Below are 13,167 nucleotides of genomic sequence, written 5' to 3'. Positions count from 1 at the left end.
GTGGCTTTGTACTATGAGGTGAGGGGGTCAGGCCTCATGAGCAAAAGCACGGGGGGTATGTAACAGAGCGGTCTTCTGCTCTGGCGTGAAGGTGTTGGAGAGCGTCTCGATGAGCCTCAGAACGTCTTGCCGTTCAGCCTCATTCCGCGCTGCGTTCATCTGCTCCACAAAGTATTTCTCAAGCTCTGTGAGCGGCTTGTGGTCGCGATTTGCAGGGTTCAGATCTACCTGCTTCTTGCTGTTGAACAGCTCGAGCGCCTTGTCTTCTTCCAGGAAGACATCGGTTTTGATGCCGGCAAAGTCCCGAATGGCGTCGATGCGTTCGTCGGTGCAATCCAGAAGGGCGGCAAGGGCCGAGACTTTACCCATGGGCACGGTTTTACCCACATAGTCGTACGGCGCACAGTTCGAGCGCTTTAGCACCCGATCCATGATTGGATCAATCACTGTGATGATGTCCTGAATACCGGCGTTCTTGGCATATTCCAGCGAGCCGATCATCAGCTCACAGGTTGCGTAAGAAACCGAGTTCTTGTCTTTGCCGCGGTTCAGGCGTTGGGTGTCGACGCAGAAGCGGGTGGATTCCCACATGGTCGCGCTGCGGATCGGGGGTTCGCCATCCAGAATGGCCGAGAACACGTCCGACAACATGTGCGGTCCGGTGGTCTGCAGTGCACGCACGGCTGCGACGACATTCCCCCCGTCGTCGAGGCCGATTACGTATGCAGGATCCAGATGGTCGAATTCATCAATCTCTTTGCCGTCTTCGATTTTGACGTCCCAGCCCAAGCGATCGCCGAAAACGCGCGCGCGCAGTTCAAACATTTCGTCAAGAACGTCGCTGAATTGGTGTCTGTTCAGCCCATCTACTACGATGATCATGGTTTCCCCCTTCGAGTGGTTGTTCGGTAAACCGATCGTTACCTGTTTGAAGGGAGATTTCTATTGGGGGTTTCCCGTATTTTGGCCGAATTGTGTGATTTTTGTGTTTATCCCGGGGTGATAAGCCCGATCGCAATCGCTCGTCCAACGGCCTGTGGCGTCGTCAAAGCGCTGAGTTTTTCGCGGCTGGAGCGCAGGTGAACCTCGACCGTGCGGTGCGAGATCGACAGGATGTCGCCAATATCCTGCTGTGATTTCCCGGCCGCGACCCATTGCAGGATCTCGGCCTCGCGGGTCGAGAGGTTGGGATGATAGAGCGCACCTGTCAGCTCATCCGAGGTCACCACGTTGTCATGGATATGCACGGCCATGGACTGAAGATCGCTAATTACATGGGTGTACAGCTTGCGCCATTCTTCCTTGGAGCAATCCCTTGTCGCGCTTAGGAACCCGATATCCCCGTAAGGGCCGCGAACCGGTATTGTAACGCCCTGATTTGACAAGCCAAAATCATGCGCATCGCGGAACACCCGTTGGAAGTCGGGGCTGCGTTCGAGACGGCTCCAATCAACGGGGGCGATGCTGCGTTTCGCCATGTGAAGTGTCGGGTCAATCATGACCAGACCTTGTTTCTGGTAATGCTCGTTCCAGGCATCATCATAGGTAACGAAACCAGCAACTGTGCCAGCAGCGGGGTTCATTCCAGCATAGGCGGCGTGATCCATATCGTGTTTTTCGCACACCTGCTTTAGAAACTCGGTGTACCGAGTTTCTGAGTCCGGCAGAGTGCTCAGATCAACGATCTCCATCTTTCGCCTACGACCTGCGGCTTATCTTGAAGTCCGGTGGTGTGGCCGGACTTGCAATTTACCTAGAGTGGAACCCAACTTACCTCACGGCAATCAGGACATCACATAATTCAAAACATGACAAGTCAATGCAGGAAATGTCTGAGCTTTTGGCGTGTTGTTTCAGACTGTAGAGCATTTTTGTCACTATTTTGCCCAAACTGCTAACAGCGCTCAGGGCCTAGGGCGCGGCTCGTAACCCCGTTTCAACAAGCATGCCGCGCGCCTTTGCTTCGGGGTAAAACCCTTTGGCGTAAAGGAAAATCGCGCGTTGTTGATCTCCGTCCGCCAGCATCCAAGCACCTTTCAGGTACTTGCCCGCGTATTCAAGATTTGTGTCTGCGTCCAGCAAACCTTGGGCATTTCCCTTGTATCCCATCGAACGTGCGGTAGCGGGCAGGATCTGCAAAAGCCCGTAATACGGCCGGTTTACAGCCCATGGCCTGTGCGTGCTTTCGCGTATCGCAAGTTTGTGGACCAGCTCTCGGGGGAGTTCGTAGTGATCGGCCCATTTGTTGATAGAGGCCCTTAGCTCGGGCGTTTCGTTGGGGTAGAGCGGCGGATCGTAGGGATCGGGGTCACCGCGTGATACCTCGGCACCGCTGCACGCGGCGAGGGTAGACAGGGCAAGGAAAGCGATGATGCTGCGACGAGAGAATAGGGCCATCAAACTACTCCGAACTTCAGGTGGCGATCATATGGATCACGGGTCTTGCTGCAACCTTAGCTTTAAAATTTGGCTGAATTTTGCTGGTTCCGATACGAAAAAGGGCCGCGCGAGTGGCGCAGCCCTTCAATCTTGTTGCGTCAGCCAGATCAGGCTTTGGCTTCGTCTTCGTCCGCCGGAGCGGCCTCGGGCGCCAGATCTTCGTCTTCCGACGCGGCCGAGCCGATGTCGTCAAACAGTTCGGCGATTTCGAATTCAGCAGCGGCTTCTTCTTCAGCAGCCAGTTCCTGAATCGATTTGCCCGATGCCTGCAGCTCGGCTTCTTCTTCCGAACGAGCAACGTTCATCTTGATCTCGACTTCAACCTCGGGGTGCAGGCGAACTGCAACCGCGTGCAGGCCCAGTTCTTTGATCGGAGCGACCAGAACGACCTGTTTCTTGTCGACGGTGAAGCCCGCTTCGGTCGCTGCGTCTGCGGCGTCACGCGGAGTGACCGAGCCGTACAGGGCGCCAGCATCCGATGCCGAGCGAATCACGATGAACTGCTGACCGTCCAGCTTTTCAGCCAGGGCTTCAGCTTCTTTCTTGGTTTCCAGGTTGCGAGCCTCAAGCTGCGCTTTCTGGGCTTCGAACGACGCGATGTTGGCGTTCGATGCGCTCAGGGCTTTGCCTTGGGGCAGCAGGAAATTGCGGGCGTAGCCGGGCTTGACGTCAACGACGTCGCCCATCTGACCCAGTTTCGCAACGCGTTCCAGAAGGATAACTTGCATGTCAGTCTCTCCTTACTTCACAGCGTAGGGCAGCAGGGCGAGGAAGCGGGCGCGCTTGATAGCACGGGCCAGTTCACGCTGCTTTTTCGCCGAAACGGCGGTGATGCGCGAAGGTACGATCTTGCCGCGCTCAGAGATGTAGCGCTGCAGCAGACGGGTGTCTTTGTAGTCGATTTTCGGCGCGTTCTCACCCGAGAACGGGCAGACCTTGCGGCGGCGGAAAAATGGTTTTGCGGCCATGGTTTATGTCCTTTCGTCAGGCGTTGATCAGCGGCGCTCGCGGCGGCCTTCGCGCTCATCGCGCTTCTGCATCTGGACCGAGGGGCCCTCGGCATGCTCGTCGACCTTGATGGTCAGAACGCGCATAACGTCATCATGCAGGCGCATCAGGCGTTCCATTTCCTGAACCGCACCCGAAGGGGCATCGGTTTTCAGGAAGGCGTAGTGGCCTTTGCGGTTCTTGTTGATCTTGTAAGCCATCGTCTTGACGCCCCAGTACTCGCTTTCGACGACGTTGCCGCCGTTGTCAGCCAGAACGGTGCCGAAGTGTTCGACAAGGCTTTCTGCCTGCGCGTTGGACAGATCCTGACGCGCGATCATTACATGCTCATACAGTGGCATGTGCACTCCTGTTTATATCAAGGCGCATTTCAAAGGCGGGGCCATCTGGTCCTTCGCGACCCTGCCACGAGAGGCTGCGCGATTCATATCTCCTGCGAAGGATGGCCCCGTATACACGTTTGAGCGGGCGGGGCAAGCCCTGCCACATATGCCTCTGTGAAGTCGCCCAATTTCCACTGCTGCGCCCAATTCCTGACGCTTTTGGCCCCGAAGTTGATAAGCAACCCGGAAATAACCGGATAGCACAGACTTACGACGGTAACCTTAATAAGGGTATGGATGTTATGACCGCGATTCAGACAAATACGCTCGACAATAAAGCGACAGGTACGAGCTTTGAGCACTCCGTTCCGGTCATGATCACATTCAAAGCGAACTGGCAAGCGCGGCTGGTTCTGGCGCGTGCCGTCGGAGCCTTCCTGATCGTTTCCGCCTTTTCGATGTGGCTGATGCCCGGTTCGATGTTGGGGGCCGAGGTTTGGCCGATCAAAATGGTGGCCTCGATGGTGTTTCTGATCGTTGGCGTAAGCCTGTTGACGATCGAAGTTATGGATAGCCGCCCGGATGCCTATTTTGATCCGATCCGCCGCGAGGTGCGCGTGCTGCAGAAGAATGAAAACGGACGCCCTCAGACCGTTCTGCGTCGCAGCTACGACAGTCTGGGTGGTGCAAAGTTCGAGGATGACGAGGTGCAGTTGTTCGATGTTGACGGCAGCCTGCTGATGAAACTGCCACTGCAATCGGCGGATGTCAGCCGAGCGCTGAAAGGGCAACTCAGCCAAAGTGTAACAATTTTCGCCTGAGATTTATTCTGTTCAACCAAGCACAGAAATTGTGAATCAAAAAGACTTGTGTGCTGCCCTTAGGCAGCACATTTTTGTTTCCGAGCAAACGCACTATGTTTGCGTATAGTCCACAAACCCGGAGACAGTCATGAAATCCACCCTCCTTGCTGCCGCGCTTGCCCTTACGGCAACCACTGCTTTCGCCAGCGCCGAAAAATACGTTCTGGACTCTAGCCATAGCCAGGTGCTTTTCAGCTACGATCACCTTGGTTTCTCGACCACTTACGGCATGTTCTCGGGCTTTGAAGGCGAGATCATGTTCGATCAGGAAGACCCCGCCGCGTCGAGCGTTTCGGTCTCCATGCCGGTTTTGGAGATGTTCACAGGCTGGAAGCCGCGTGAAGATCACTTCATGACCGAGGATTTCTTTGGCGCCGCCGAAGGGGACCTTATCACGTTCACCTCGACCTCGATCGAAGTGACCGGCGAAAACACCGCAAACATCACCGGTGACCTGACCATGAACGGCGTTACTAAATCGGTCGTTCTGGATGCCAAGTTGAACAAGGCTGACAACCACCCGATGGCAAACAAGCCTTGGGCCGGCTTCGACGCAACAACGACACTAGTGCGCAGCGAGTTCGACCTGGGTCAGTTCGCGCCCTTCGTTAGCGATGAAGTTCAGGTACAGATCTCTGTCGAGGCTCAGAAAGCCGAGTAAATCTGCGCTGATCCTTTGGATCACAACCGCCGGGGGCCAAAACTCCCGGCGGTTTCTTTTTTATTCAGAACGTTTCGCCGTCAGGTCAACGGAGACCGTAACGTTGAAGCCCAGAGACTCCTCGGTCGGTTGGGATGTGCCGACATCGAACGCCATGCGGTTCAGTTCTAATGTGCCGGACATGGTTGCCGTGTTGTCCTCGAGTTGCAGGGAGAAGGGCAGTATGACGTCCACCGATTTGTCTCGGATGGTCAGAGGGCCTCGGGCCTCGTAGCCTGTATCTGTCTTGAACAGGTCGGCTTTGAACTGGGCCGTTGGGAATTGCGCGCTGTCGAAGAAATCAGCGCCCATGGCTTGGTCCGTGACTGTCCCGAGGCTGAGCGACGCGATGGCGATGGTCACATCCACCGATCCCGCAGGGCCCGGTTGGGCGGGTTCTTCAAACGCGATTGCCGCCGTCCATTCGTTGAAACTGCCGGTGACGGGGCTGCCCAACTGCGAGATAGTGATCGACAGGGTGCCTTCCTCCACGTTCCAGTCGGATTGCACATCGCCAAGCTCGGCCGCATCCACGGCGCCTTTTGCGTGATCCTCGAACACTCCGATGGACCAGCCACCGACCAGAACGGCGCCCCAAATGGCCAGGGCTGCAAATGCAGGTACGGGTGAGTGGTGTTGCGTTGGAGGCTCGGGCGCGTTAGTGCGTCCCGGTAGCATCCGCCGCAGGGTGCTGTCCTTGTCCACGACATGATGTTTCAGCGCGCCCGCGATGTGCAGCGCCAGCGACCCGGCAAGAACCCAGATGAACAGCCAATGCAGGTTTGCCGTCACCTCGGACAAATAGAGGGATTTGGGCACGAAGGGCAGGTTTTGGCCGAAGGGCCACCAGATGGGCGCAAAGCCTTCGGTCGCGGCGTGGTGTATCCAGCCGGTCAAGGGCACCAGAACAAGCGAGGCGTAGAGCATCCAGTGAACGGTCTCAGCAGCGAACGCCTCGGGCTTGTTGTCGGCATTCAGCAGGCCGGGCTTTGTTTGGGTCAGCGCCCAGAGGATACGCGCCAGAGCCACGAGGAACACGGTGACCCCGATCGTTTTATGCAGGGAAAACAGTGTTGCGGCCCGCGCGATATCGGATTCGCTGGTTGGGATGTTCGGGTCGTAGATGGCATGCGCCAGATCATTGGCAAACCAGCCCAAAGGCAGGGCGGTCAGGATCAGCAGGGCGGTCAACCAGTGGAAGGTTTTGGTCACGCTGCCATAGCTTGAAAAGGTATTGGTCGAGGGCATCTCTTGCACGCTCCGGATTCGATTGTCTGACTTGAACCTAAAGCCAGACGGATTCGGCACAAGCCCGACCCGCGCACAGATATGGTGCCCGAATGCAGAGCGCAGCCCCTACTTGTGCCGCGTCCTCACACGGTTTACACCCCGCCGCAACCTAACGTCATCCAAGAGGTTGCAATGACACGCGCGTTCGTTTTCCCAGGGCAGGGTGCCCAGACCATCGGCATGGGCAAGGCTCTGGCCGAGGCATACCCGGCAGCTCAGGCCATCTTTGACGAGGTGGACGACGCGCTTGGCGAGAAGCTGAGCCAGCTGATCTGGGAAGGCGATATTGCCGATCTGACCCTCACGCAGAACGCGCAACCGGCGCTGATGGCGACCTCGATGGCGGCGATGCGCGCGTTGGAGGCCGAGGGCGTCTCGGTCACCGATGCTGCCTTTGTGGCCGGGCATTCATTGGGTGAGTATTCCGCGCTGGCTGCGGCAGGGGCGTTGACGGTAGCTGATACCGCTCGCCTGTTGCGGACCCGTGGGCAAGCCATGCAAAGCGCCGTGCCGGTGGGAGAGGGCGCGATGGCGGCCATCCTTGGGCTGGACCTTGAGGCCGTGCGCGCCGTGGCCGAAGAGGCCGCGCAGGGTGAGGTTTGTCAGGCGGCCAATGACAACGACCCGACTCAGGTTGTGGTGTCCGGCGCAAAAGCTGCCGTGGAACGCGCGGCTGAGATTGCCAAAGAAAAGGGCGCAAAGCGTGCGGTTATGCTGCCCGTCAGCGCTCCGTTCCATTGCGCGCTGATGCAACCCGCGGCGGATGCTATGGCCGAGGCCCTGGCCGCAGTTGAGATCAAGGCGCCAGCTGTTCCTCTGATCGCCAATGTGCGGGCCGAGGCTGTCGCAGACCCGGATTTGATCCGCCAATTGCTGGTCGAGCAGGTCACAGGCTCGGTCCGGTGGCGGGAAAGCGTACAATACATGGCGACGCAAGGTGTCACCGAGACTTGGGAAATTGGCGCAGGCAAGGCTCTGTCTGGTATGATCCGAAAGATTGACCGGGCAATTGCGGGCAAGGCCATCGGCACGCCCGAGGATGTTCAAAAGGCCGTTCAGGCCGAATCGTAAGCATAGAACGCGGCCTTCGGGGCGCCTCACGAGGGAAATAGAATGTTTGATTTGACAGGTAAGAACGCGCTTATCACCGGCGCTTCGGGTGGTATCGGAGGCGATATCGCACGGGCCCTGCACGGCGCGGGTGCCTCGGTCGGTCTGTCCGGCACGCGGGTTGAACCGCTGCAGAAACTGGCCGATGAACTGGGCGAACGCGCCCACGTGCTGCCGTGCAACCTGAGCGATTCCGAAGCCGTCGAAGCCCTGCCGAAACAGGCAGCTGAGGCGATGGGTTCGGTCGATATCCTGGTCAACAACGCGGGTATCACACGTGACAACCTGTTCATGCGCATGTCCGACGAGGAATGGCAGAGCGTGATTGACGTGAACATGACCTCTACCATGAAGCTGTGCAAAGGCGTGATCCGCGGCATGATGAAGGCGCGTTGGGGCCGGATCGTGAATGTCTCGTCCGTTGTGGCTGCGATCGGCAATCCGGGGCAGGCGAACTATGCGGCCTCCAAGGCGGGGATGATCGGGTTCTCGAAAGCGTTGGCGCATGAGGTCGCAACGCGTGGGATTACGGTGAACGCAGTGGCCCCCGGCTTTATCACGACGGCGATGACGGAAAAGCTAACGGACGAGCAGAAAAAAGGTCTGTTGCTGAAAGTTCCGGCTGGTCGCATGGGTGACCCAGAGGAAATTGCGGCAGCTGTTCTGTACCTGTCCAGCCCCGAGGCCGGATATGTGACCGGAACAACCTTGCATGTGAACGGCGGCATGGCCATGTTGTGAGCGCAACCAAGGCGGTGCGAAAGCGTTTGCCTTGCGCGTCGACTATGCTATAGGCGGCGCATCTATGCTGGGGCCGGTCGTTTTGGTCGGCCCTCGACTTTCCCGGACAGCCGGGAGCCAAACCGCCCGGAACGGGCAAAACAAGTCCATCCCGAGCGGGCAAGGGCAGAACCGGGCGGATCGCCCTGAAGAAAGAATGAGGAATAGACATGAGCGACGTCGCAGATCGCGTGAAGAAGATCGTTGTTGAGCACCTGGGTGTTGAAGAAGACAAAGTAGCGGAAAACGCTTCGTTCATCGACGACCTGGGCGCAGACAGCCTGGACACCGTTGAACTGGTCATGGCCTTCGAAGAAGAGTTCGGCATCGAAATCCCCGATGACGCAGCCGAGACCATCCAGACCTTTGGCGACGCCGTCAAATTCATCAGCGAAGCGTCATAAGCGTATCGTACTGATAAAAAGCGGCGCTTCCGGGCAACGGAGGCGCCGCTTTTTTGTGCCTGCGTTAAATTCAGGGTTGCACGAGGCGATTTCGATTCGCACTGTTTCCACTGAGGCACAATTCAAGGTGGGCAGGACATGATAAGATCCACCCCGATGATAAATACGGCGCGTCTGACACTCTGTGCGATGCGCCCTGAGGATTTTGAACGGTTCGCCGAGATCTGGCGCGACCCTTGTGTAACGCGCCATATCGGTGGCACCCCGCGGTCGCGCGGTGAGGCCTGGGACTCGTTTCTGCGCAATGCAGGGCATTGGCAGATGGCCGGGTTCGGGCAATGGGGTGTGCTACAGCAATCGAATCGCAAGCTGATTGGGCAGGCCGGATTCTTCTATGGAAACCGAGCACTAGGCGAGGATTTCGACACCTATCCCGAAGCCGGTTGGGTTCTGGCCCCCGAAGCACAGGGGCTGGGTCTGGGATATGAGGCCGCGCAGGCCGCACATGATTGGTTTGATCGGATCATGCCGGGCCGATTGGTGGCGATGGTGAACGCAGCCAACGCTTCGTCGCAGAAGCTTGCGAAAAAGCTGGGCTATGTCGTGATGCGCGAGGCCGAGTACAACGGCATCCCTGTTCATCTTCTTCGCCGCAATGGTCCCCCGGCGCGGGCGTAATACCGCCAACACACAGCAATGCCGCAAACGGCGCAAACAATGCCGATCCTGGTCGCAGCAGGCTCGGAGGTGAGCGTGTATGTTACTATGAGACTTTAGGGCGCTTGGGCGGAGGAGAAAGCTCATGAGAATCTACCCCACAATGGAACTTCAGAACGGTCGCTGCGTCACCTTGGACAAAGGGCGTCTGGAGGATGCGATGATCTGGCACGTGAACCCGGTCGAAACCGCGCGGGGTTGGGCCGAGGCGGGGGCCGAGTGGATGCATCTGACAGACTTCGATGCCGTAGAGGGCCGCGACACTAACCACGAACTGGTGGAAGAGATCATTCGGTCGGCCGAGATCCCCGTGCAACTGGCTGGGGGTATGCGCACGCGCGAGCAGGTCGAATACTGGATCGACAAGGGCGCAGGCCGCGTTGTGATCGGGACGCTAGCGGCACGGGACCCCCATCTGGTGAAGGAACTGGCGAAACTCTACCCGGATCAGATCGTTCTTGCAGTCGATATCTGGCAGGGGTTTGTCATGACCGACGGTTGGCGCAGCCAAAGTGCGTTCACTCCCGAGGCGTTCATTGACGCCTTCGACGGTACGCCTTTCGCAGCCATCGTCGTGACCGATATCGACAGTGACATGGAAGACGTCGAAGCGCAGTTGGGCCTGATCTCTGGCGTGGCGCAGCATTCGCGGACGCCGGTCATTGCCAGTGGCGTGGTGCGTACCGCCGACGATATCTCGCGTCTGTCCTACATCCCGAACATTGCGGGCGCGATTGTCGGCCGAGCTTTGTTCCGGAAAACAGTCGATCTGTCAGATGCTCTGGGCGTAGCAGCTGGCGCGCATGAGCCAGTGGCGCAGTTCCAGTAACGGAACCGAATTGAAACTCTCTCGCCCTGCGATGTCAGCAGGGCGAGAGGGATTTGCAGGCGTGGGATCGCGCAAAATCAAGCTGAAACCGCAAGATGCAGACGGGGAATGGAGCGTGGCCCTTGCCCCCGCACCCCGGGCCGGGGTATGAGCGGTTCGCATAACAGTAAGCAGGCAAGAGGCACTTCATGCGCAGAGTCGTCGTAACCGGTCTGGGGTTGGTCACTCCTTTGGCCAGCGGAGTCGAGGAAACCTGGTCGCGTCTGCTGGACGGAGAGTCCGGCGCAGGGCCAATCACACATTTCGATGCCGAGGCAAGCGGGGTCACCACGACCTATGCCTGCGAGGTGCCGCGTGGGGACGGAACAAACGGAACGTTCAACCCCGATGACTGGATGCCTCCGAAAGAACAGCGCAAGATCGAAGACTTTATCCTTTACTCGATCGCTGCAGCGGAAATGGCGTGCAAGGATGCAGGCTGGACCCCTGAGGGCGAGGAAGATCGCCTGCGCACTGGCGTTCTGATCGGCTCTGGTATTGGTGGGCTGGGCTCGATTGCGGATACGGCCAATCTGATCCGTGACAAGGGTCCGCGCCGCGTGTCGCCCTTCTTTATTCCCGGCGCACTGATCAATCTGGCGTCCGGTCAGGTGTCGATCCGGTTTGGGTTTAAAGGGCCGAACCACTCGGTCGTGACTGCGTGTTCGACTGGTGCCCATGCGATTGGGGACGCCAGCCGCATCATCCGCGCAGGCGACGCCGATGTCATGGTGGCCGGTGGCGGCGAGGGCTGCATCTGCGAGATCGGCATCGCGGGTTTCAACGCCTGTAAGGCGTTGTCGACCAAGTATGCAGACGATCCGAAGAAAGCCAGCCGCCCCTACGACGTTGACCGCGATGGTTTTGTCATGGGTGAAGGCGCCGGCATCGTCATTCTGGAAGAATACGAACACGCCAAAGCGCGTGGCGCGAAGATCTATGCCGAGGTTCTGGGCTACGGCATGTCGGGCGACGCGTATCACATCACCGCACCGTCCGAGGATGGCGACGGGGCCGAGCGTTCGATGAAAGCCGCGCTGCGCAGCGCCGGGCTGGAGCCGAAAGATCTGGACTACATCAACGCGCATGGCACCTCAACCATGGCGGATACGATCGAGCTGGGTGCTGTTGAGCGTCTGCTGGGTGACCATGCAGCGAATGCCACCATGACTTCGACCAAATCGGCCACGGGGCACCTGCTGGGTGCTGCGGGCGCGATTGAGGCGATCTTCTCGATCCTTGCGATCCGCGATCAGGTGGCGCCTCCGACCATCAACCTCGACAATCCGGCGGTTGAAACGCCGATTGATCTGGCTCCGAACGAAAAGCGCGAGCGTGAGATCAACGTGGCCCTGTCGAACTCATTCGGGTTCGGCGGCACCAATGCCAGCGTGATCTTCGGAAAGGCCAGTTAAATGTGGCGGGCCATTGCATCGAACGCGCTGACCATCCTGGTGGTCGGCCTGTTTCTGGTGGGAGGTCTGATCCTTTGGGGTCAGACCCAGTATCAGTCGGAAGGCCCGCTGGAAACCGCGATCTGCCTGCGGGTGGAAAGCGGTTCGAACATGACGCGGGTCAGCCGCGAGCTTGAGGATCAGGGCGCGATCACCAACGCCACGATCTTTCGCATGGCCGCCGACTACACCGACCGCGCACAGCAGTTGAAAGCAGGCAGCTTTCTGGTGCGTGAAGGCGCGTCGATGGAGCAGATCATCGACGAGATCACCAGCAGCGGTGCCAGCACCTGCGGCTCGGAGATCGAATATCGCATCGGCGTGACCCGCGCCCAGACCCGCGTGCGCGAATTGAACCCAGCCACGCTGGAATTCGACGAAATCGCCGAGTTCGACATGGCCGAGGAAGAAACCCCGGCGGCCTATCAGGAGAAGCGCCAAGAGGCAGACACGCGCTACCGTGTGTCGCTGGCCGAGGGCGTGACCTCATGGCAGGTGGTTGAGGCTTTGAAGGGTTTTGAAGCGCTGAGCGGAGAGATTGCCGAAATCCCCGCTGAAGGCTCGCTTGCGCCCGACAGCTACGATGTCGCTGCCGGTCAAGACCGCAACGACATCCTGAAAGCGATGCAGGACAAGCAACAGCTGCGCATCAATGCGGCTTGGGAAAACCGCCAGGAAGGTCTGCCGCTGGAAAACCCCGAGGAAATGCTGATCCTTGCCTCGATCATCGAAAAAGAAACCGGCGTTCCCGGAGAGCGGGGCCAGGTTGCCAGCGTCTTTGTGAACCGTCTGAATCAAGGCATGCGCCTGCAGACCGACCCGACGGTTATCTACGGCGTCACCAAAGGGCAGGGCACTTTGGGACGTGGCCTGCGGCGCAGCGAGCTGAACCGGCCAACACCTTGGAATACCTATCAGATCGACGGGCTTCCACCGACGCCGATCGCGAACCCCGGTCTGGCGAGCCTCGAAGCAGCCGTTGCGCCCGACAACACGAACTATGTGTTCTTTGTTGCGGATGGTACTGGAGGTCACGCTTTTGCCGAGACGTTGCAGGAGCATAACCGCAATGTCGCGAAATGGCGCGAGATTGAGTCCGAACGAAACTCGGGCAACTAAAGCGTTTTGCGTTTTGTCTGAAGCACGATTGTCGAAATGCGCGTTCGACCGCAGGGAGAGGCAGCGTATTTCGATTCAAACCAAACGCAAAG

Annotated in this window: 16 protein-coding genes; 9 read left to right on the top strand and 7 right to left on the bottom strand. The window is 58.5% G+C overall.

The features are described 5' to 3' along the window. Positions 1-27 precede the first annotated feature (27 nt). The 6 genes from ACR0AI_RS05090 to rpsF all read right to left on the bottom strand — a co-directional run bounded on the left by ACR0AI_RS05090 (position 28) and on the right by rpsF (position 3,788). Positions 28-882, bottom strand: a complete 855-nt coding sequence (locus ACR0AI_RS05090) for an acyl-homoserine-lactone synthase (RefSeq protein ID WP_480672078.1) — start codon at positions 880-882, stop codon at positions 28-30. A 107-nt stretch (positions 883-989) separates the two neighbouring features. Then, a complete protein-coding gene (locus tag ACR0AI_RS05085; protein WP_209253982.1) occupies positions 990-1,691 on the bottom strand; it encodes an autoinducer binding domain-containing protein in 702 nt (233 codons plus the stop codon). Positions 1,692-1,911: 220 nt separating this feature from the next. After that, positions 1,912-2,397: a transglycosylase SLT domain-containing protein gene (locus ACR0AI_RS05080; RefSeq protein WP_480672076.1), complete on the bottom strand. Its 486-nt coding sequence runs from the start codon at positions 2,395-2,397 to the stop codon at positions 1,912-1,914. A 149-nt stretch (positions 2,398-2,546) separates the two neighbouring features. Beyond that, the gene (gene rplI / locus ACR0AI_RS05075) at positions 2,547-3,167 is read right to left on the bottom strand and encodes a 50S ribosomal protein L9 (RefSeq protein ID WP_170640804.1); all 621 of its coding nucleotides are present in this window, start codon (positions 3,165-3,167) and stop codon (positions 2,547-2,549) included. A 12-nt stretch (positions 3,168-3,179) separates the two neighbouring features. Continuing rightward, complete coding sequence (gene rpsR, locus ACR0AI_RS05070; protein ID WP_005608650.1) at positions 3,180-3,407, bottom strand: 30S ribosomal protein S18; 228 nt, start codon at positions 3,405-3,407, stop codon at positions 3,180-3,182. A gap of 27 nt (positions 3,408-3,434) precedes the next feature. Then, entirely contained in the window at positions 3,435-3,788 is a 354-nt protein-coding gene (rpsF, locus tag ACR0AI_RS05065) for a 30S ribosomal protein S6 (protein ID WP_068332653.1), read from the bottom strand. A 284-nt stretch (positions 3,789-4,072) separates the two neighbouring features. On the opposite strand from rpsF, the gene ACR0AI_RS05060 reads away from it, so the two are divergent. Further along, positions 4,073-4,591 (top strand): hypothetical protein, encoded by a 519-nt coding sequence (locus tag ACR0AI_RS05060; RefSeq protein ID WP_170553073.1) that lies wholly within the window; start codon positions 4,073-4,075, stop codon positions 4,589-4,591. Between the two features lie 130 nt (positions 4,592-4,721). Beyond that, a complete protein-coding gene (locus ACR0AI_RS05055) occupies positions 4,722-5,294 on the top strand; it encodes a YceI family protein (protein WP_170374040.1) in 573 nt (190 codons plus the stop codon). A gap of 60 nt (positions 5,295-5,354) precedes the next feature. Here ACR0AI_RS05055 and ACR0AI_RS05050 read toward each other — a convergent pair whose 3' ends face one another. Continuing rightward, positions 5,355-6,581, bottom strand: a complete 1,227-nt coding sequence (locus ACR0AI_RS05050) for a cytochrome b/b6 domain-containing protein (RefSeq protein WP_480672072.1) — start codon at positions 6,579-6,581, stop codon at positions 5,355-5,357. A gap of 174 nt (positions 6,582-6,755) precedes the next feature. Here ACR0AI_RS05050 and fabD point away from each other — a divergent pair, with 174 nt between their 5' ends. The 7 genes from fabD to mltG all read left to right on the top strand — a co-directional run bounded on the left by fabD (position 6,756) and on the right by mltG (position 13,075). Beyond that, positions 6,756-7,694, top strand: a complete 939-nt coding sequence (fabD, locus tag ACR0AI_RS05045) for an ACP S-malonyltransferase (RefSeq protein ID WP_480672070.1) — start codon at positions 6,756-6,758, stop codon at positions 7,692-7,694. 42 nt (positions 7,695-7,736) lie between these two features. Further along, positions 7,737-8,474, top strand: a complete 738-nt coding sequence (gene fabG, locus ACR0AI_RS05040; RefSeq protein ID WP_170374037.1) for a 3-oxoacyl-[acyl-carrier-protein] reductase — start codon at positions 7,737-7,739, stop codon at positions 8,472-8,474. A 209-nt stretch (positions 8,475-8,683) separates the two neighbouring features. Continuing rightward, on the top strand, positions 8,684-8,917 hold the full coding sequence (locus ACR0AI_RS05035; protein ID WP_008756330.1) for an acyl carrier protein: 234 nt from the start codon (positions 8,684-8,686) through the stop codon (positions 8,915-8,917). A 138-nt stretch (positions 8,918-9,055) separates the two neighbouring features. Then, on the top strand, positions 9,056-9,595 hold the full coding sequence (locus ACR0AI_RS05030) for a GNAT family N-acetyltransferase (RefSeq protein ID WP_480672067.1): 540 nt from the start codon (positions 9,056-9,058) through the stop codon (positions 9,593-9,595). A gap of 124 nt (positions 9,596-9,719) precedes the next feature. After that, the gene (locus ACR0AI_RS05025; protein WP_480672065.1) at positions 9,720-10,463 is read left to right on the top strand and encodes a 1-(5-phosphoribosyl)-5-[(5-phosphoribosylamino)methylideneamino]imidazole-4-carboxamide isomerase; all 744 of its coding nucleotides are present in this window, start codon (positions 9,720-9,722) and stop codon (positions 10,461-10,463) included. A 188-nt stretch (positions 10,464-10,651) separates the two neighbouring features. After that, positions 10,652-11,917, top strand: a complete 1,266-nt coding sequence (gene fabF / locus ACR0AI_RS05020; RefSeq protein ID WP_170458843.1) for a beta-ketoacyl-ACP synthase II — start codon at positions 10,652-10,654, stop codon at positions 11,915-11,917. Next, positions 11,918-13,075: an endolytic transglycosylase MltG gene (gene mltG / locus ACR0AI_RS05015; protein ID WP_480672063.1), complete on the top strand. Its 1,158-nt coding sequence runs from the start codon at positions 11,918-11,920 to the stop codon at positions 13,073-13,075. The last annotated feature ends 92 nt before the right edge of the window (positions 13,076-13,167 follow it).

It is taken from the genome of Ruegeria sp. BG3, assembly GCF_056538485.1.
Note: the sequence above shows the minus strand (reverse complement) of the source record. Positions and strands in the feature narration are given on the sequence as shown.